At 65.0% G+C, this 20,060-nt stretch carries 14 protein-coding genes; 7 read left to right on the forward strand and 7 right to left on the reverse strand.

Annotation, left to right across the window (positions count from 1 at the left end):
- Positions 1-2: 2 nt before the first annotated feature.
- Positions 3-737, forward strand: coding sequence for a hypothetical protein (locus tag G9465_RS11165; protein ID WP_166969953.1), 735 nt, complete (start codon positions 3-5; stop codon positions 735-737).
- Positions 738-808: 71 nt separating this feature from the next.
- On the opposite strand, the gene G9465_RS11170 is transcribed toward G9465_RS11165, so the two are convergent.
- Together G9465_RS11170 and G9465_RS11175 are read right to left on the reverse strand one after the other, a co-directional pair.
- Positions 809-2,713 carry a HAMP domain-containing protein gene (locus G9465_RS11170; protein WP_166969954.1) on the reverse strand — a complete coding sequence of 635 codons (1,905 nt, stop codon included), beginning with the start codon at positions 2,711-2,713 and terminating at the stop codon, positions 809-811.
- A gap of 2 nt (positions 2,714-2,715) precedes the next feature.
- Positions 2,716-3,921, reverse strand: a complete 1,206-nt coding sequence (locus G9465_RS11175) for an ABC transporter substrate-binding protein (RefSeq protein WP_166973022.1) — start codon at positions 3,919-3,921, stop codon at positions 2,716-2,718.
- 313 nt (positions 3,922-4,234) lie between these two features.
- On the opposite strand from G9465_RS11175, the gene kdgK1 reads away from it, so the two are divergent.
- The 3 genes from kdgK1 to G9465_RS11190 all read left to right on the forward strand — a co-directional run bounded on the left by kdgK1 (position 4,235) and on the right by G9465_RS11190 (position 8,106).
- Entirely contained in the window at positions 4,235-5,194 is a 960-nt protein-coding gene (gene kdgK1 / locus G9465_RS11180; RefSeq protein ID WP_166969955.1) for a bifunctional 2-dehydro-3-deoxygluconokinase/2-dehydro-3-deoxygalactonokinase, read from the forward strand.
- A gap of 119 nt (positions 5,195-5,313) precedes the next feature.
- Entirely contained in the window at positions 5,314-7,077 is a 1,764-nt protein-coding gene (gene pyk / locus G9465_RS11185; RefSeq protein WP_166969956.1) for a pyruvate kinase, read from the forward strand.
- A gap of 57 nt (positions 7,078-7,134) precedes the next feature.
- On the forward strand, positions 7,135-8,106 hold the full coding sequence (locus tag G9465_RS11190; protein WP_166969957.1) for an ROK family protein: 972 nt from the start codon (positions 7,135-7,137) through the stop codon (positions 8,104-8,106).
- Positions 8,107-8,233: 127 nt separating this feature from the next.
- Here the strand turns inward: G9465_RS11190 and G9465_RS11195 are convergent, their stop codons facing one another.
- The 4 genes from G9465_RS11195 to G9465_RS11210 all read right to left on the reverse strand — a co-directional run bounded on the left by G9465_RS11195 (position 8,234) and on the right by G9465_RS11210 (position 14,753).
- A complete protein-coding gene (locus G9465_RS11195) occupies positions 8,234-9,409 on the reverse strand; it encodes a Cdc6/Cdc18 family protein (RefSeq protein WP_166969960.1) in 1,176 nt (391 codons plus the stop codon).
- A 59-nt stretch (positions 9,410-9,468) separates the two neighbouring features.
- Positions 9,469-10,545: a hypothetical protein gene (locus tag G9465_RS11200; protein WP_166969962.1), complete on the reverse strand. Its 1,077-nt coding sequence runs from the start codon at positions 10,543-10,545 to the stop codon at positions 9,469-9,471.
- Between the two features lie 3 nt (positions 10,546-10,548).
- The gene (glpK, locus tag G9465_RS11205) at positions 10,549-12,081 is read right to left on the reverse strand and encodes a glycerol kinase GlpK (protein ID WP_166969964.1); all 1,533 of its coding nucleotides are present in this window, start codon (positions 12,079-12,081) and stop codon (positions 10,549-10,551) included.
- A 131-nt stretch (positions 12,082-12,212) separates the two neighbouring features.
- On the reverse strand, positions 12,213-14,753 hold the full coding sequence (locus tag G9465_RS11210; protein WP_166969966.1) for an extracellular solute-binding protein: 2,541 nt from the start codon (positions 14,751-14,753) through the stop codon (positions 12,213-12,215).
- Between the two features lie 333 nt (positions 14,754-15,086).
- On the opposite strand from G9465_RS11210, the gene glpA reads away from it, so the two are divergent.
- The 3 genes from glpA to G9465_RS11225 are packed head-to-tail and all read left to right on the forward strand — an operon-like array spanning position 15,087 to position 19,442.
- Entirely contained in the window at positions 15,087-16,817 is a 1,731-nt protein-coding gene (gene glpA / locus G9465_RS11215) for an anaerobic glycerol-3-phosphate dehydrogenase subunit GlpA (protein WP_166969968.1), read from the forward strand.
- Positions 16,807-18,078: a glycerol-3-phosphate dehydrogenase subunit GlpB gene (glpB, locus tag G9465_RS11220; protein ID WP_166969970.1), complete on the forward strand. Its 1,272-nt coding sequence runs from the start codon at positions 16,807-16,809 to the stop codon at positions 18,076-18,078. The genes glpA and glpB overlap by 11 nt, the downstream gene beginning before the upstream one ends.
- Positions 18,075-19,442 carry an anaerobic glycerol-3-phosphate dehydrogenase subunit C gene (locus G9465_RS11225; protein ID WP_166969972.1) on the forward strand — a complete coding sequence of 456 codons (1,368 nt, stop codon included), beginning with the start codon at positions 18,075-18,077 and terminating at the stop codon, positions 19,440-19,442. Before glpB ends, G9465_RS11225 begins: the two co-directional genes overlap by 4 nt.
- Before the next feature lie 130 nt (positions 19,443-19,572).
- On the opposite strand, the gene G9465_RS11230 is transcribed toward G9465_RS11225, so the two are convergent.
- Complete coding sequence (locus tag G9465_RS11230; RefSeq protein ID WP_166969974.1) at positions 19,573-20,022, reverse strand: universal stress protein; 450 nt, start codon at positions 20,020-20,022, stop codon at positions 19,573-19,575.
- Between the last annotated feature and the right edge of the window lie 38 nt (positions 20,023-20,060).

Consider the following 20,060-nt stretch of genomic DNA (forward strand, 5'->3'; position numbering starts at 1 on the left):
TAATGATTGACACAAACGTCCCCGCGACCCATTACCTCCGGTCCTTCCGCCAATACGTCCTTTCTCCGGTGACGACGGCCCTGGAGGTGGTCGAACGCGAAGAGGCCGAGGTCGAGGCCGAGGCCGAGGCCTTCGACGCCTTCGCGGACGCCGTCGAGGACATCCCCACCGCGGGCCCGCAGGCGTGGCAACCAGTGTCGTTTCACACGCCACGACAGGAGTGTAAGCAACTCGAACGCGTCTGTGACGCGTACCGCGAGACGGTCATGAGCGTGCCTCACTACGACGAGGTGTACGGCGAGTCGCTCGTAGAGAACGTGATGCTGGAACTCGGCGAAGAGATGGCCGAGGGTCTCCGGACCAAACAGGGGGGGTTCACGGCGCCGTACAAACAGGCGCTCGTCAGGACCGCTCGCGACACCGCATCGGAGCGGCGGCAGTTCTCCGATACGTTGGCGGACGAAGCCGACTCGCTCTCGGACGCAAAGCAGTCGCTGTCGGACCTCGTCGTCGAACTCGACGGGATGTCGGTTCCGCAGTGGTACGAATCGACGTTCACCGAGACGCTCGACGGCGTCGTCGCCACCCGACAGGCGCACCTCGACAGACAGGAGTCGCTCCCCGGTGAGAACCGGACTAGCCTCTGTTCGATACTCTACGACGACGAACCGTGGACGTTCCCCGTCCTGACTGCGGCCACGCGGGTCCGTGACATCATCGGCACCTCCGACGGCTGAATCGCCGTCCCCGTGGCTCTACGTTCAGAAGCGCACAACAACGACCGTCGAGTGCCGCCAACGGACGGCGACTACTCGTCGTCGTGCTCGGCCAGCCCCTGCGAGGGACCGCCGGAGAAGACGAACTCGTGTTCGGCCTCCGTCTCGAATCGATTCAGGATGTCACCCAGTGGCTGGGCGTACCGCTTGAGCCGTTCCGCGCGGGAAGAAACCTCGTTGAGTTCCGCCGCCTGCTCTTCGGCGGCGCCCGCGACAGTCTCTGACTCGGACATCATGTCCTCGCTGGTGTCGGCGGCTTCCTGCAACGTCGTCGCCGTGGTCCGGAACTCCGACAGCGAGTCGCCCATGTCGACCTCGGGGTTCTCGGCTTCTAACTGTTCGAGCGTCTCGACGAGGTGGTCGAGGTCCTCGGAGAGCGTCTGTAGCCGATCCTTCTGGTCGTAGGCGTCGTCGGATATCTTCTGGACGGACTCGGCGACCTGCTCGGACGCATCGCGCACAGACTCGGCGCTCGTGAGCACGACGTCACCGGAGTCGGCCACGTCGTCGGCGAAACTCTTCAACTGGCCGACGGTCTTCTCGAGTTCGTTTATCATGCCGTTGAACTCGCTGGCGATGCGGTCCATCGACTCGTTCTCGCCGTCCGTCTCCATGCGCTGGGTCAGGTTGCCGGCGGCGGCCGCCTCCATCACGTCGGAGAACTCCGCTGCTTTCTCCTGGAGGTAGTTGTTGACCTCCATCGCCTCGGCGCGAGAGACCTCCGCCTCTTTCTGGGCGCGTTCGGCCTCGTCGATCTGCTGTTTGAGCGCGTCGCGCATGTCGCCGAACCCGTCGTAGAGTCGGCCGATGTTGTCGATGCGACTCGTCGATATGTCGACGTCTAAGTTCCCCTGTCGCATCTGGTCGGTCTTGCGGGTGAGTCGGTCGATGGACGTCGCCGTGTTGTACCCCAGTGCCGCGCCGACGCCACCGATGAGCAGGACCATCAGCGCGGTCCCGGCGAGTCCGTACAGTTGGACGTTCTCGACGAACCCGAACACGGCCGAGTAGGGTGCGTGGACCAGCACGACCCAGTCGGTCCCCTCGATGGGCGAGTAGCCGACGGTGTACTTCTCGTCTAAGACGCTGTTTGCGGGCATGGTCGCGACGACGCCCGCTTCCCGGTCCCGACTCCGGAGGTCGTTTGCGTCACTGATGGGTTTCGTCGCCCCGCTACCGGACGCGTACGGTTCGAGGAGCGCGTCGCCAACGCCGCCGTCCGGCCCCTCGTCGAACATCACGACGTTCGAGGCGTTGACCACCTGCGTGAACCCGCCTGCGGACCGCTCGGTGCCCTGCAGGGACTCGGTGATACCTGCAATCGAGTACTCGATGACGATGTATCGGTTCTGGCTCGCGTCGACGGGACTCATGAAGCCGACGACGGGGCCGGCCTGTGTCTGGTAGACGCTGGAGTGGACGACCTCACCCGCCCGGTTGAACTCCGTATCAGTCGTCCAACCACGGTCGACCGTCGAGACGTTCGTTCCAGCGGACAGCGAAGTACTCGCGACGATGTTGGACTCGACTACCTGCCGTTCGACTAGATGGACGTTCGCCACGTCGGCGGACAGGCCAGCCTTTCGGTTCCGGAGTTCCGCCCGTAGGTCCGCCGCGTCGTCGGACGTCCAGACGCTGCTGGAGGAGACGAACTGGACGGAGAGTCGGTTCCGTTCGAACCACTGCTCGATGATGTCGCCCTCCTGTGCGGCGACACCGCGGTACTCGTCGGTCACCTGATTTTCGGTGTAGGTCCGGACTTGGTCGGTAGCTAACAGTCCAATCGCACCGACGGACAGCGCCATCACGACCAGCACGATACCGAACTTCAGCGCGAAGTTGCGCCGAATCGCGTCCGGTACGATCGTCGCGAGGAGACCGCCGCTCGTGTCGTCTGTATCCGATACCCCTGCCGAAGATGTGTCTTGTCTGCTCATTGTCAGTTACCGCCCAGCGAGCAGTTCGCCGCTGGTCCTGTAGAGCACGGGTAGGCCGTCTCCCGCGTGATGTTTATCAGATCGTAGTACCGCCCGAAGTCCTGTTGGTCCCCCGGTCGTCCTCTGACGATGGGGACCGGACGCATCGACTGGTGGTCACACGCCCGCATCGTCTGTGCGCCGATTCCGGCCCCGTACTCCCACCCTTCGAGAGCCGGGATGACCGCCTCGGGATCGAACGTTCCCGCTCGGGCCACCGCGTGAGCGTACTGGAGCGTTTGCGTGTACGCGACGTGGGCCGGACCCGACGGTATCGACGACGACGCCGACCCGGTTCCCCCTTCGTACTCGTTGCTGAACGCCGACCGGAACTGCTTCGACAGCGGCGTCTCGATTGACGGGTCCCAGGCGATAGTCCCGATGACGTCCTCTATAGCGCCCCCGGCCGTCTGTGCCACTGCGCGGGTATACAGCGGGATGACGACGTTCTCGTCGGGGAACGACTCCCGAACCGTCCGCACGGCGTTGGCCGCGTCCAGCCCTCGGAGGTTGAGTATCAGGACGTCCTCGCTGGCATTGTCGATGTCGTCGATGTACTGACCGAAATCACGCGTCCCGAGTTGCGCACTCAGACTGCCGACCGGTTGCCACCCGACGTCGCTGAGGAACCGCTCCATTAGTTGGGTCTGGGCTTTCCCCCAGTCGTCGTCGGAGTACACCTGAAAGAACTCGACGTCTTTGCCGTACTCTTCGACGAGGACTGGTCGGAGCGCCTTCGCGGTCATATAGGAGTTGAACAGCTCTCGAAAAGTCCAGCGGTTACAGCCCGCGCCGGTCAGTCTGTCGACGTGGGTCATCGTCGCCATATAGATGGTCTCCGTCTCGGCGGCCACCGCCTGATGTGCGAGTCCAGTATCGCTCGTCGCCCCCCCGGAGAGCATGATGGCGCCATCGTTTTCTATCATCGCTTTGGCCGAACGACGCGCCACTTCGGGGTCGCTTTCGGTGTCGCTTACCGCCGCTTCGACGGTCTTGTTCAGTAACCCGTCCCCGGAGAGCCGTGGAAAGTACCGGTTCGAAACCCACCCGCCTCCTTCGTTGATGTGTTTGACGGCGAGACGGTGGCCACGGAGTTCCTCCTCACCAGTCGTAGAGAACGGACCCGACCGTGCGACGTTGAACCCGAACGTGACCGTATCCCCAGAAATTGGAAAATTTCCGACACGTTCTCCAGTCGGTGTACCACCCCCGGAACCCCCACCACACCCGGCGAGACCGGCGATTCCCGACACTCCCACTGTCCCGAGGAAGGAGCGCCGAGAAACCGACGACTCGTTTCTCACTTGCCTCCGATTCATAGCATGATGTGTAAAATATGGGTACAAAAATCTTTGGAGATTATCAATGTATATATATCAACTGGGAAGCAGTTGTACACGAACGGCACAGTCCGTCGACCGGGCCGTATGGGCTGCGGACAACTCTCGTGGATTTATACCTACCGGGCGACGAGAGGGCCATATGACTGACCTGGTCACGTTCGGAGAAACGATGCTCCGGTTGTCACCGCCGGACGAGGAACGCCTAGAGACGGCAGACCAGTACAACGTCCGGGCCGCCGGCGCCGAATCGAACGTCGCCGTCGCCGCACAGCGTCTGGGACTCGACGCCGTCTGGACCTCGAAACTCCCCGACTCTTCCGTGGGCCGACGAGTGGCCGGCGAACTCCGGACCCACGACGTCACCGTCGACGTGGTGTGGGACGACGCCGACGACGCCAGACAGGGTACCTACTACCTCGAACAGGGCCAGCCACCGCGCGGGAACGAGGTCATCTACGACCGCGCGGGTGCGAGCGTGACCTCGGCGTCGACGGCCGAACTCCCGACCGAGACCGTCGAGAGCGCGACCGGGTTCCACACGACCGGTATCACGCCGGCCCTCTCCGAGACGCTCGAAACGACGACGGCTGATCTGCTCGCCCGGGCACAGGAGGCCAACACCGTGACGAGTTTCGACCTCAACTACCGCTCGAAGCTCTGGGAGCCAGCCAAAGCGAAGGCGGTTCTGACGGACCTGTTCCCCGACGTCGACGTCCTCGTCGTCGCCCGTCGAGACGCGGAGACGGTGCTTGACCGGACCGGTGACGCCGAGTCGGTCGCTCGCGGCCTGACAGACGACTACGGGTTCGACGTGACTATCGTCACCCGTGGGGCCGAGGGTGCGCTCGCGCTCTCCGGCGGCGAGGTGTACGAACAACCGACCTACGAGGCCTCCAGTGCACACCCGGTCGGGACCGGCGACTCCTTCGTCGGTGGCTTCCTCTCGCAGTACCTCGCCGGCGAGTCCGTCGCCGAGGGGCTGGCGTGGGGTGCGGCTACCGCCGCTCTCAAGCGGTCTGTCCCCGGCGACATCGCCGTCGTCTCCCCGCACGAAGTCCGCGAAGTCATCGCCGGCGACACCGAGGAAATCACGCGCTGAAGTCGCGTGAGGGCGGCGATACTGGCGGCGTCCGACAAGCTTCTTATCCCCTGGCTCGGTACGGGCGAGTATGATTCATCGAACGGTGCGTTCACGAGAGCTGTCGGGAGTATCGACCGATGCGTAGCGCGAAAATCGTCTGTACGCTCGGCCCGGCCAGCGAGTCCGTCGACCAGATAGCGTCGCTCGCGGAGGCGGGGATGTCCGTCGCCCGACTCAACGCCAGTCACGGGTCGCCGGAACACCGGCGTACGATGATAGAACGCATCCGGGAGGTCGACGACATAGTCGACTCGCCGGTCGCCTCCATGCTCGACATGCCCGGCCCGGAAGTCCGGACCGCGCCAATCCGTGAGCCTATCGACCTCGTCGAGGGGTCGACCATCCGCTTCGTGGTGGGCGAAGAAGCGACCCCCGAGGAGGTCGGCCTCTCTCAGTCTATCACCAGCGTCGAACCGGGCGACCGCGTGCTCTTAGACGACGGCCGCATCGAGACCACGGTGGACCGCGTCGAGGACGACGTGGTGTACGCGGACGTCGAGAACGGCGGCGAACTCGGCGCTCGCAAGGGCGTCAACGTCCCCGGCGTCGAGCTGGGCCTGCCCACCATCACCGAGAACGACAAGCAGGAACTCGACGTCGCCGCAGAGATGGAACCGGACTTCGTCGCCGCCTCGTTCGTCCGCGACGGCGAGGCCATCTACGAGATCAACCAGGCGCTCGAAGACCGCGGCGTCGACATCCCCATCATCGCGAAGATCGAGCGTGCGGGGGCCGTCGAGAACTTAGAGTCCATCATCGACGCCGCCTACGGGATCATGGTGGCCCGCGGTGACCTCGGCGTCGAGTGTCCGCTCGAAGATGTCCCGATCATCCAAAAGCGCATCATTCGGAAGTGCCACCAGGAGGGCGTCCCGGTCATCACCGCGACGGAGATGCTCGACTCGATGGTCCACTCCCGCCGGCCGACCCGCGCAGAAGCCTCGGACGTGGCAAACGCCGTCCTCGACGGCACCGACGCCGTGATGCTGTCGGGCGAGACGGCCATCGGCGATCACCCCATTCGGGTCGTCGAGACGATGGACCGCATCGTGCGAGACGTCGAGTCCAGCGAGGAGTACGCCGAGTCCCGCGAACAGCGTGTCCCCGCCGCGGGCAGCACCCGGACGGACGCGCTCGCGCGGTCGGCCCGGTACCTCGCCCGAGACATCGGCGCGTCGGCCGTCGTCGCCGCCTCCGAGTCCGGGTACACCGCACTGAAGGCCGCGAAGTACCGCCCCTCGATACCGATCGTGGCGTCGACGCCCAGCGAACGGGTCCGCCGCCGACTCGCACTCTCGTGGGGCATCATCCCCATCACGACTCAGTACACCACCGACGGGGCCGACGCCATCATCCAGAACGCGGTCCAGTCCGCCCTCGATACGGGGGCCGCCGACGGCGGTGACACCGTCGTCGTCCTCTCTGGGATGATGACGGAACTCGAAGGCATGAACACGGCCAACATGCTGAAAGTTCACGTCGCCGCCGAAACGGTTGCGAACGGCAGGTCCGTCGTGGACGGACTGGTGACTGGGCCGGTGTACCACGTCGAGGACGGCGACATCACCGACGTGCCCGACGGTGCCATCATCGCCGTCTCCGAGGGGTTCGACGGCGAGTTCACCGGCGATACCACCCGCCTCGGCGGCATCATCGACGCCCACGAGGGCATCACGAGTTACGCCGCTATCATCGCTCGTGAACTCTCTATCCCGATGGTCTCGGACGCGAAGTTACCCGGCGACATGGAGGACGGGGCTGTCGTGACGCTCGACGCCGAACGCGGCGTCGTCTACGAGGAGGCTGTCGGCCGCGAACGACTCGACGACGACGCACGGTAACACGGACGTACTCGAATCTGTGTTATTAAGTAGCGGAAGGGCGACCTTCCCACCAACATGGGCGTATACGCAGGGGTCGACCTCGGTGCGACACACATCCGTGCGGTCATCGGTGACGCGTCCGGAACGTCGATAGCGTCGTTCAAGCGCGAAACCCCGCGCGGTCCGAACGGCATCGCGGTCACCGAAGCAGTACTCGATGCGCTACGCGAGGCGTGTGCCGCCGCCGACGTGGAACCGACCGACGTGAAAGCGGCCGGCATCGGTTCGTTCGGCCCACTCGACCTCGCCGAGGGCGTCGTCGAAAACCCCGCGAACCTCCCCGACACCATCGACCGCATCCCGCTGACTGGTCCCGTCGAGAACCTGCTCGGCACGTCACAGGTGTACCTCCACAACGACGCCAACGCGGGCGTCATCGGCGAGCGCTACAACTCGGACCGGAACCCGGACGACATGGTGTATCTGACCATCTCCTCGGGTATCGGTGCGGGCGTCGCCGTCGACGGCAACATCCTCAGCGGGTGGGACGGCAACGCGGGCGAGGTCGGCCACCTGACCATCGACCCCCACGGGTTCATGACCTGTGGCTGTGGCCACGACGGCCACTGGGAAGCGTACTGCTCGGGCGAGAACATCCCGCGCTATGCCACCCAACTCCACCGCGAGGACCCCGTCGAGACGGCACTTCCCATCGACACCGAGGGATTCGACGCGGCCGACGTCTTCGAGTACGCCGGCGAGGACGACTTTGCCTCACACGTGTTAGACCAAATCTGTCACTGGAACGCTATCGGCGTCGCAAACATCGTCCACTCCTACGCACCGCTGGTCATCTACGTCGGCGGGGCCGTCGCTATCAACAACCCCGAACGGATTCTCGACCCGATTCGGGACCGACTCGACCAGATGGTCATGTCGAACATCCCCGACATCCAGTTGACGACGCTCGGCGACGACGTGGTCGTCCGCGGTGCCCTCGCGTCGGCGCTGACCGAGGGGACCGGCGACCCGTCCAGAGGCGTCTGAGGTCGCGTTTTTCGGGTCGATACCGCTGTAGCCGCTCCGTACTGAGAAAACTGAGCGCCTCTCGCTACTGCTCTGCGGTTCGCTTCGCTCACCGCGTCACTTCGAAGGGCGCGCGTAGCGCGCCTCGCTACTGCTGCAGGTCGTAGAGCCGACGGAACACCGTCGGCGGGAACCGCGGGTCGACTCTGCTCGGCGGTCGTCCCTGCCCGCTCTGTGCCTCGGACTGGACGCGTTCGACGACGCCGGCCTCGGCCATCTCGTAGAGGAATCGCTTGACCGTCCCGGCCGAGAGGTCCACGGCGGGCGACCCACCGATGGCCTCCGTCGTCGCGGTGACCGAGGAGCGTTCCTCCGGACCGAGGTCGACCAGTTCGCGCAGGACAGCCTGTCGGTTCGGCGGCAGTGAGAGCACGACGCCCAGCGAGACACAGGGGTTCGGTATCTCTTCGAACGCCGCTTCGACGTCGGCCGGCGTCAACTGCGTCCGTCCGGCTTCGGTCGCCCGGTCGGTGGCGATAAACAGCGCCGCGAGTGCGTCGTGCGCATCGCCGTCGGCCCACTCGGCGATGTCGCGGGCCAGCCCGTGGTCCAGCGCTTGCTGTGCCAGCCCGACAGACGACCGCGTCATCAACACGTCCACCAGCATCTGGCGCTGGTAGTGGTCGACGTGAATCGATTCGGCGGTGTACTCCGTGAGCACCGTCTCGGTCGGGTTCAACCGACCGATTGCCATCCAACTGACGTTGCTCGGCAGGCCGGCAAAGAGGGTGACGAGGTCGCTTTCGTTGGTGCTTCGTGGCTCCCCGACGTGGTCGACCGTGACCACGACGCCGGTCCGGGTGCCGCCCAGTACCTCGTGCAGGCGCGACCGGAGCGTCTCCGTCCCGATGCCGTGTTCGGGCACCGACTCGTCGACGAGCGCATCGAGTACCGCGTGGTAGAACGCGAACTCGCTGGTGGTCTGGCGTGCGTCAACGTAGACGAACGCCGGGGAGGTCGGGGACTGGGCACGGGTACTGGTGTGGATGACCGCCCGGTTCTCGGTGGGGAGACGTTCGAGGTGTGTAAAGAGCGCCGTCACGACCGCGGACTTCCCCGACCCCTTCGGACCGTAGACGTATGCGTTCGGCGGTAGTTTGCCGTCGAAAACGGGGTCGAGGTGGTCGAGCAGTCGCTCGAGGACGGGGCCACGGTCGGCCGGTTCCTCGATGTGGGTCACCGGAGACAGCGACTCGTAGTCTTGAACCAGCCGTGGCTCGTCGCCACGGCGCTGCCGACGCTTGATTCGCGCTTCGATATCCATGCTTTAGTTCGGGTGTTCGGTATGTACCGCTCGTTCTGGGAAACAAAAAGGCGTGTGACTTACGGCAGCGGGATCCAGACGGACGTCGGGAAGACGCCGACGATGGCCAGCACGCCGATGATGAACGTCGCGATGACGATAGCTGCCGCGGGTGGGTCAAAGTGGGTGTCCGAGTGCGCGTAGAAGATACGCTGGATGGTCTCACCGGCGAGCGCGCCGATGAGTCCGAACACCGCTGCGGCGATTATCTGGACTGGTTCGCCACCGAGGGGTGCGACGGCGAGCGCCGCCGTGCTGGCGGGCAAGGTCATGTGGTGAGTGACCGGAATCTTCTCGACGCCGAGGTTCAGGAACGTCAGCGACGCCGCGGAGATGCCGAATCCGAGGAACGCGCTCCCGGTGACGATGGCGATCCAGCCGCCGAGCAGGCCAGCGACGATGCCTATCGTGGCGACGTTGGCCCACTTGTACTGGTGGGGGAGCCACGGTTCGACGGCCAGACGCGTGGCGTTGACCGTGCCGCCGTCGGTGGCGACGCGCTCTTCACCCTTCTCGAAGGGCGACATGTCGAGGACGTTGCGGTTGCCGGCACCCACGATAGGGTAGCCAAAGACGAGTCGGTGGGCAACGGCCGAGAGGACCACCGCGATTGCGATGGGGTCCCACGGCGCACCGATGGCACCCGAGACGCGAGTGATGACGAGACCGAGGATGCCAAAGAGACCACCGACTGCGAGGATGTCCGGGCGGGTGCCCAGCGCGTACGCGATGTCCTTCGCGGGGTGGTAGTCACCGTCGGCCGGTTCCGGGAGTCCATCGTTCTTCGCGGCGTAGGCGGCCGCCGCCGCACCGGCCGCAAAGGAGATGTGTGGGCCAAAGACCGGACCGAAGGCGATAGAGCCAGTGACGCCGACGCCGATTTCCCCGGCAGGGATATCGGAGACCGTCCCGAGTTCGGCGACGAGGATGTTCACCGCCTCGCCAGCGATGACCATGAAGCCGGTGAAACAGAACGCCGGCAGCGCCCCGATAGCGGCCCCGAACGCGCCGCCCGCGAAGGCGGCAAGCAGGAGCGCGATGAAGCGCGGCACTTCGACGCCGAACAGCGGAATCTGAAGGAGCAGGTCGGCCGCCATCCGTTAGTCCTCCTTGGCCCAGTCCAGCGAGCGGTCGACGGCGTCGTCCCACCGGCTGTACAGTTTGTCGACTTCGTCGGCATCCTTCTCGGGACTGAACTCGCGGTCGACCTGCCAGTTGTCTCGGAGTTCGTCCACCGTGTCCCAGTAGCCGACGGCCAGACCCGCGGCGTAGGCAGAGCCGAGCGCGGTGGTTTCGTCGACCTCCGGCCGGGCGATGTCCGTCTGGATGATGTCGGACTGCAGTTGACAGAGGAAGTTGTTCTTGACCGCACCACCGTCGACGCGGAGCGTCGTCGTCTCGACGCCGGAGTCGGCCTCCATGGCCTCGGCCACGTCGCGCGTCTGGTACGCGATGGATTCGAGGGTGGCACGTACGATGTGTTCCTTCCGGGTCCCACGCGTCATGCCGACGATGGTCCCGCGGGCGCGGCCGTCCCAGTGCGGGGCGCCGAGGCCCGTAAAGGCCGGCACCATGTAGACGCCGTCGGTCGAGTCGACCGAGCGGGCCAGTTCCGCCGTCTGGGCGGCGTTGTTGATGAGGTCGACGTCTTCGAGCCACTCGATGGCGGCACCGGTGATGAAGATAGCGCCCTCCAGCGCGTACTGGACGGGTTCGCCGGACATCTGGAACCCGATGGTCGTCAGGAGGCCGTGGTCGGACTTGACGGCCTCGGTGCCGGTGTTCATCAGGTAGAACGACCCAGTTCCGTAGGTGTTCTTCGCGTCACCCTCGTCGAAACAGGTCTGGCCGAACAACGCGGCCTGCTGGTCGCCCAGCGCGCCCGCGACGGGAATCTCCTCACCGAGGAAGCCGTCGGGGTCCGTGGTCCCGTAGTACTCCTCGTCGGAGGACGGACGGACTTCCGGCACCATGGACTCGGGCACGCCGAACTCGTCTAAGAGTTCGTCGTCCCACTCGAGGTCCCGGATGTTGTACAGCATCGTCCGGGACGCGTTCGTGACGTCCGTGATGTGGTTGCCAGTCAGGTTGTAGATGAGCCACGCGTCGATGGTTCCCATGAGGAGTTCGCCCGCTTCGGCGCGGTCTTTGAGGTCCTCGCCGCGGGAGGCCTGCATCTTGAGCGGCTCTGCGTTCTGGAGAATCCACTCGGTCTTCGTCGCAGAGAAGTACGCGTCACACTCGAGGCCGGTCTTTTCGCGAATCTCCTCGACCTTGCCGGCCTCCTGAATCTCCTCGACGCGGTCGGTCGTCCGGCGGTCCTGCCAGACGAGGGCGTTGTGGACCGGCTTTCCGGTCTCTTTGTCCCACACGACCGTCGTCTCTCGCTGGTTCGTGATACCCAGCGCCTCTAGCTGGCTGGCTTCGAGGCCGCCCTCGTCGAGGCCCCGCCTGACGACTTCCTGCGTGTTCTCCCAGATTTCGAGCGGGTCGTGTTCTACCCAGCCCGGCTCCGGATAGATCTGTTCGTGCTTCTCGTACGCGTTGGCGACCACCTGACCGCTGTGGTCGAATACCATGAAGCGCGTACCGGTCGTACCTTGGTCGATCGAGCCGACGTATGTGTCTGCCATTGGTGTGTTCTCCGTTCGGGCGAGTCTTGTTTATCCAAGACTCCGCCTTGTGAGTAAACAATATGGTGAATCATTATAAAGATTACTCACAATGCCGGGCCGGAGATAAAAAATACGAAATGATTCTTCTTTCACTTCGATGCGTACGTTCGGAGTTGTTTCTCTACCTGTGCGTCGATACGTGCCAACGCTGCACTCACTTCTTCGACAGTCGTAATGTGGTCGATACCCTCTTCGATAATCGTCCGCACGCTGTCGAAGGGGCCTATCTGGGCGCCACGGGTCGCCGTCGTGTCCGTCGTGGCGACCAACTGGTCGAACGCGGTGGCGTAGTGCGGGTTCCGTTCGAACCACCCGTCGGAACGTAGCTTCGGAATCGCCGCCTCGCTGACCGGGAAGTACCCCGTCTCGCGGTGCCAGCGCATCTGCTGTTCCGGTCGGGTGAGCCACGTCAGGAACCGACTGACCGCGTTCTGCGTCTCTCGGGGCAAGTCGTCGCTGACCCACAGCGACGCCCCGCCGACGAGGACACCGGTCCGCTCGTCCTCGACCGGGAGCCTCCCGGTCCCCACGTCGAAATCCGCCCCAGACTCGATGGCCTGTAACGACGACGAGGACCCGACGAGCATCGCGGCTTTTCCGTCGTGGAACGCGTTCCTCGCCTTGCCCCGGGCCTCGATGCCGGGGTCCAGATAGAGGCCGTCGTCCGCCATGCCGACCCACCACTCGACGAGCGACTGGCCGAACTCGCCGTCGAGGTTCGTCGACCGTGGCACGCCGGTACGGCCGTTCTCGTTGTCCACCAGCAGTTCGTCTGCCTCCGCGAACCACTGCTCGACGAACCACGAGTAGTTCGCGAACGTGATGCCGTAGTCCGCGTCGGTCTGTGAGACGAGTTGCTCGGCGGCGCTGCGGACCGCATCGAACGTCTGGGGCGGCGAGTCTGGATCGAGCCCCGCTTTGCGGAATACGTCCCGGTTGTACGCGAGGACGGGGTTCGATGCGTTGAACGGGAGCGACTGCAACTGGCCGTCCATGCGGTAGTAGTTCGAGACGGGGTCGAGGAGCGAGTCGAGGTGGTCCGACGGGAGCAACTGTTCGACGGGCACGAAGTATCCACTCTCGCGTGCGCGCGTACTGCCGATCTCGAAAATCTGCGCGATGGTGGGGCCGGCCCCGGCAGCGGCGGCGTCCAGCGTCGCTTCGAGCGTCCCGCGATAGCTCCCCTTCGAGGTCAGCGAGATGCTGATGCTCTCGGTCTCCGATTCGAACTCGCTCGCGAGCGATTCGAGTACCAAAGCCTTCTCGCCGCCCATCGCGTGCCAGAACTCGACGACGGTCTCGTCCGTGCCCGCCGTCGACTCCGCTCCGGCGAGTTCGAACCGGTCGAGGGTGCGCTCCAGTGACTCGGCCCGGTCGGTGAGCGTCGAGACCCGAGTCGAGACCTCCGCTAGTTCCGTCGTCTGTTCCTGTGCGGCGTCGGCCGCCGTGTCTGCCTCCTCGGCGGTCCGGTCGCTGATCTCGCCGACTTCGTCGACCATCGAGACGACTTCCTGGGTCGACTGGGCCTGCGTGTCGGTCGCGTCGTCTATCTCCTGGACGCTCGCGTCCACGTCGTCTACACGCTGGACGACGGCGTCGAGTTCGTCGAGCGCCCGGTCGACGGCCTCGTGCGTGCTCTCGACCGTGGTCCGGGTGTGGTGCATCTCCTCGACCGTCGCCTCGGCGTGGTCGTGTACCCTGTCGATGGAGGCCGCTATCTCGTCGGTCGCCCGCTTCGTCTCGCTGGCGAGGTTCTTCACCTCGTTGGCGACGACGGTGAACCCGTCTCCCTCGGCCCCGGCACGGGCGGCCTCGATGTTGGCGTTGAGCGCCAGTATGTTGGTCTGGTCCGCGACGTCGGTGATGAACTCGACGATGTCCTCGATGTCGGTCATGAGTTCGTTCAGCCGTTCGACCTTCTGGGCCGTCTCCTCGGCGTGGCTCGTCAGTTGGTCGAGTTCCGCCATCGCGTCGCCGGCGGCCTCCTGTGCCGTCGAACCCCGACTGCTCGCCTCCTTCGAGGTGTCGGCCACCTCGTTGGCGGACGCGGCGATTTCCTCGATAGTGGCCGAGAGACTCCGCATCTCGTCGGAGATGTCCCGAATGCGCTCGCTCTGGGTTCGGGACCCCGCCGAAATCTCGTCGACGGCACCGCTGACGTCCCTGCTGGAGCCTTTCACGCTATCGAGTCGGTCGTCGACCCGTTCGGTGGCCGAAGAGACCTGTTCGCTGAACGACGCCATCCGGTCGACCGTCTCGCGCCACTCCGAGACGAGGTCGTCGTACGCGTCGTAGAGGCCCGCTGCGCGGTCGGTCGGTGGCGTCCCGGGCGTCGCAGTGAGGTCACCGTCTGCGTTCGCCTCGGCGACGGTCGCCAGTTGCTCGACGGCCGCTTCGAGGTCGTTCCGTCTGGCACGCTCGGCTGCGAGTTCGTCTTCGAGACGCGCTATCTCTCGTGTCGCAGCCGACTCTGGTTCGGTTGCAGTCTCGCCGACCGATTTGTCGGCCGCGGTCCCCGACTCGTCGGCGTCTGTCGCCGAGTCGTTGGCTCGGCGGTCCGAGCGGTGGTCTGCCGTCCCGCCGTCGGTTTCGACGGCGGGTTCGCTCCGGAACGAGTTCCCGCCAGTCATACCAGTTTGTCCTCCTGTGTATCGTACCATACCATGTCAATCCGTGCCTCAGTAATCAGACACAATCGTATATAATAGTTACTGGTGGGGCCGCGGTGTTAGTAATTATTGTGTGATTGTCGTACTCATGGCCTCATTTGGACGTATTCGGTCTGTGTAGACGATTGGACGCCGATATAGTCCGTTGGGAGTCGACGTTGGGGTGAGACGGGTTATGCGTGTCTACAACACACACTACAGCCGAGACAATCATGATTACCAATAAAATTTACTGGCGAACCCCGGTTCAACGGTAAAATAAAGTGGGTGCGCTCCAAAACGCAGGTATAACAGATGGTATCGACACCACACATCGCCGTCATCGGCGGCGGTTCGACCGGCGTGGGCATCGCCCGTGACCTCGCGATGCGAGGGCTCGACGTGACGCTCGTCGAGCAGGGGAACCTCACACACGGGACGACCGGTCGGATGCACGGCCTGCTTCACAGCGGCGGGCGATACGCCGTCTCCGACCAGGCCAGCGCTACGGAGTGTATCGAAGAGAACCGGGTCCTCCGGGACATCGCGAGCCACTGCGTCGAGATGACCGGCGGGATGTTCGTCAAGCGCCCCGAAGACTCCGAGGAGTACTTTCAGGAGAAGTTACAGGGGTGCAAGGAGTGCGGTATCCCCGCGGAAGTCGTCTCCGGTGCGGAAGCCCGGCAGATGGAGCCACACCTCGCGAAAGACGTCGAGAAGGCGATCACCGTCCCCGACGGGGCTATCGACCCGTTCCGCCTCGTCGTCGCCAACGCCGCCAGCGCACAGGAACACGGCGCGCGCATCGAGACGCACTCGAAGGTGACGGACCTCCTCGTCGAGGACGACGAAGTGGTCGGCCTCGAAGTCGAACACGCTTCCGGACCGGGCAAGCGCGTCCACGGCACCGAGGGCGGCACCGAGGAGATCCGTGCGGACTACGTCGTCAACGCGACGGGCGCGTGGGCCGGTCGAATCGGTGACATGGCCGGCCTCGACATCGCCGTCCGCCCATCGAAGGGTGTGATGACCATCATGAACGTCCGGCAGGTCGACACGGTCATCAACCGTTGCCGGCCGAAGGGCGACGCCGACATCGTGGTCCCCCACGAGACGACGGCCATCCTCGGGACGACGGACGAGGAAGTCGAGGACCCCGAAGACTACCCCGAGGAGCAGTGGGAAGTGGACCTGATGATAGAGACGCTCTCGGAACTGATTCCGATGCTCGAACAGGCCCGGACGATTCGCTCGTTCTGGGGCGTCCGACCGCTGTACGAACCGCCGGACGTCGGCAGCGAGGACCCGACCGACATCACGCGGGATTTCTTCCTGCTGGACCACGAGGAACGCGACGACCTGCCGGGCATGACCAGCATCGTCGGCGGGAAGTTCACCACCTACCGGATGATGGGCGAGCAGATATCCGACCACGTCTGCGGGAAGTTCGGTATCGACGCCGAGTGTCGAACCGCAGACGTTCCGCTGCCCGGCAGCGAGGACTTCTCCGTCCTCCGGGACTACATGGACGAGTTCGGCCTCCGGTCGCCCATCGGCCGCCGAAGCGTCGAACGCCTCGGCTCCCGGGCCGACGAGGTGCTCAAGACCGACGGCCCGAACCCGACTGTCTGTGAGTGTGAGGGCGTCACTCGCGCCGAGATTCAGGACGCCATCAGTCAGTCTGGCTCGGACCTCAACGCCGTCCGTATTCGCACTCGCGCCTCGATGGGGAACTGTCAGGGCGGCATCTGTACCCACCGGATGGCCAGCGAACTCCACGGCGAGTACGACGAGAGCGTCGTCCGCGACGCGTGGGACGAACTACTACAGGAACGCTGGAAGGGCCAACGGCACGCCCTCTGGGGCGAGCAACTCTCGCAGGCGGCGCTGAACTACGCGCTGCACGCGACGACCCAGAACCGCGACAACGACCCCGCCGGAGGGGACCCGGTCGACTTCGCCGCGTTTGACACCGGCGTCGACCACACCGGCGATTCCGGCCCGGCCGACGTCGCCGCCGACGGAGGGACGCCCGATGGCGATTGAGTCAGAGGTTCTCGTCGTCGGCGGTGGGCTAGCCGGTCTCTCAAGCGCCCTCGCGGCCGCACGCGACGGTGCCGACGTCCGCCTCGTCTCCTACAAGCAGAGCACGCTCCGGCAAGCGTCCGGGCTGGTCGACCTCCTCGGATACACGCCCGACGGCGAGGGGCCGTTGACAGACCCCTACGCCGCGATGTCCGACCTGCCCGCCTCCCACCCGTACCAGACCGTCGGCGTCGAGACAGTCAGGGAGGCGATGGCGATGTTCGACGAGGTCAGCGGCTACGAGGGCGGCCACACCGACACCAACGCCCTCCTGCCCACCCACGGCGGGAGTATCAAACCCACCGCCCGCTACCCACGCGGCGCGGCGGCAGGGCTGGCGAGCGACGACCGGGACACCCTGCTTGTCGGCATCGAGGCGATGACGGACTTCGACGCGCCACACGTCGCCGACCACCTCGACGCCGTCGGCGTCCCGTTCGACGTGCGCGGCGAGACCATCCGGTTCCCGGGCGACCTGCGCGCGGACGCGAAGGTCACCCGCTACGCGAAACTGCTGGACACGAACGGCGAGGTAGCGGTGCGCGGTCGAAAGGTGCCGGCACGCGAGGCGCTGGCCCAGCGAGTGAACCCACTCGTCGACGACGAGGAGCGCGTGGGCTTCCCCGCGATTCTGGGCGACGACAACCCCGGCGCCATCCGAGACGCCCTCGGCGAGCAGATGGGCGTCGACGTGTTCGAGGTACCGATGGGCCCGCCATCGCTTCCGGGCCTGCGACTCGAAGACAAACTGTTCGAGGCGTTAGACGAGAGCGGCGCGAGTTTCGAGACCGGCAATCCCATCGTGGACTTCGACGGCGAGGGCCACGTAGAGCGCGTCTTCATGGAGAAAAACGGCGCCCGAATCCCACTGTCGGCCGACCAGTACGTCCTCGCCACCGGCGGCCTCGTCGGGAAGGGCGTCGAATCCGACCGCGACGGGGTCAGAGAACCCGTCTTCGACTGTCACGTCCCCCACAGCGACGACCGGTACGACTGGTTCGACACGGACGTCTTCGGCGACCATCCGTTCGCCGGGTTCGGCGTCGAGACCGACGACGACCTGCGTCCGCTGTCTGCGGACGGCGACGTGGAGTTCGACAACTTACGGGCCGCGGGTAGTGTGCTCGGCGGCTACGACTTTGCGGCCGAGAAGTCCGGTAGCGGCGTCTCGATTGCGACAGGCTACGCGGCGGGCACGAGCGCCGCAGCGGAGGTACGATGAGCGACGCACAACCTACAGACTTCGACCCAGTTGAACCGAACACGGGCGAGGACTTCGAACCGGTCGAAGTGTTCCCCGACAGCGACGATTTCGACCTGCGGCCGGGTGCTGACTCCTGCTACAAGTGCTCGGTCTGTGATACGAACTGTCCGGTGGCGGAAGTCGACGACGACTTCCCCGGACCGAAGTTCCAGGGCCCCGAGCAGTGGCGCCTGAAACAGACCGACGACGGCTACGAGATAGACGACTCGGTCATGTCGTGTTCGAACTGCATGCGCTGTGACTCGGCCTGTCCCTCCGGTGTCCCCCTCAGCCAGATGCACAACACCGCCCGCGGGGAGTACGTCGAAGAGCAGATGGACAAACTCTCCGTGGAGTACGTCCGCAACCGCATCCTCTCGAACTACCGCCTGTCGGCCAGCATCGCCAGCAATGTACCCCGACTGGCGAACTTCGCCATGAACTTCGGGCCGGCCCGGTGGGTGATGGAGAAGACGATGGGCGTCACCAGCGAGCGTGACTTCCCCGAGTTCGCCCAGCAGACGTTCCGCCAGTGGTGGGCCGCCCGCGGGGGTGCCGACGCCTCCCGAGAGAACGCGATAGAGAGCCGCGAACGCCGCGGCGAACCGGCCGACGCCGACAAGAAGGTGGCGTACTTCCACGGCTGTTACTCCAACTACAACACGCCGGAAGTCGGCAAGGCCATGGTCCACGTCTTCGAGCACTTCGGCTACGAAGTCGTCGCACCCGAGCAGAAGTGCTCGGGGACGCCGATGTTCGCAAACGGGATGTTGGACGACGCCCGCCGCCACGCCGAGGTCAACGTCTCGTCGATGTCGGACCTCGTCGACGAAGGGTACGACGCCATCGCGTCCTGCACCTCCTGTTCGATGGCGCTCCGACAGGAGTACCCCGAACTGTTCGACATCGACGGCATCGAGGACGTCGCGTCGAACACCTACGAGGCCATCGAGTACCTTCGCATCCACGAGGACGTGAAAGACGAGATAGAGTCGGCCGAGGTGTCCGGCGAGTTGGCCGAGGAGTTCGCCTACCACGCGCCGTGTCACGCCCGCAATCAGGGCCTCGAACGGCAGGCCGTCGAACTGTTCCGCGACTTAGACGGCGTCGGCGTCGAGGACGTCGGCGACTCCTGCTCGGGCATCTCCGGCACCTACGGCTGGAAGGAGGAGAAGTACGAGAAGTCCATGGAGATCGGCGACGAGATGTTCGAGCACATGGAACACGCCGAGGGCGAGACGGGCATGACCGAGTGTCCAACCTGTGCGATGCAGATGGAACACGGCACCGGCTACGAGATTCGACACCCCCTCGAACTCGTCGAAGCAGCGGTAGTCGAGTAACGGAACCGGCCGTCGGATCGGCGTCTGTCCCGGCCTCGTTTTCACACCGCCGACGGCCGTGCCGTCTCGACAGTGCCGTAGCTACGCTGTCGTCACGTCCAGAAACAGTGGTAGAACGATTCGAGAGCGGTTACTCGCCGCGAACGAAGGTGACCGGGCACGGCGCGTTGAGCATGACCTCCTGTGCGGTCGAACCGAAGACGGCCTTTCCGGTCGGGGAGCGCTTGCGACCGCCGACGACGACGAGGTCCGCACTGACCTCCTCGGCGAGGTCGACGATCTGTTGGCCGTGGTTACCGACGGCCCCGCGGACGCTGAGTTCGATACCGGCGTCGTTGAGTCGCTTTTCCAGTTCCCGGACGGTGGTGTGTCGGTCGGCGACCTCGTCGGGGTCGGCCTCGGCGGCGGACTCGAACTCCAGTCGGTCGACGACGTTCTCGTACTCGTCGTCGGTGAAGACGTGGGCAATGACGACCTCGGCCCCGGTCGGGCCGGCGATGTCGGTGACTGTCTCTGCGAGTTCGTCGATACGGTCCTTGTCGTTCGGGCCGACGGCGAGGAGAATCTTCTGAAGTGCCATAGCGGGATTCCACAGGGGACCACAGTAAATGCTTCGGT

The sequence above is a fragment of the Haloarcula sp. JP-L23 genome, assembly GCF_011602445.1.
Classification (GTDB): domain Archaea; phylum Halobacteriota; class Halobacteria; order Halobacteriales; family Haloarculaceae; genus Haloarcula; species Haloarcula pellucida.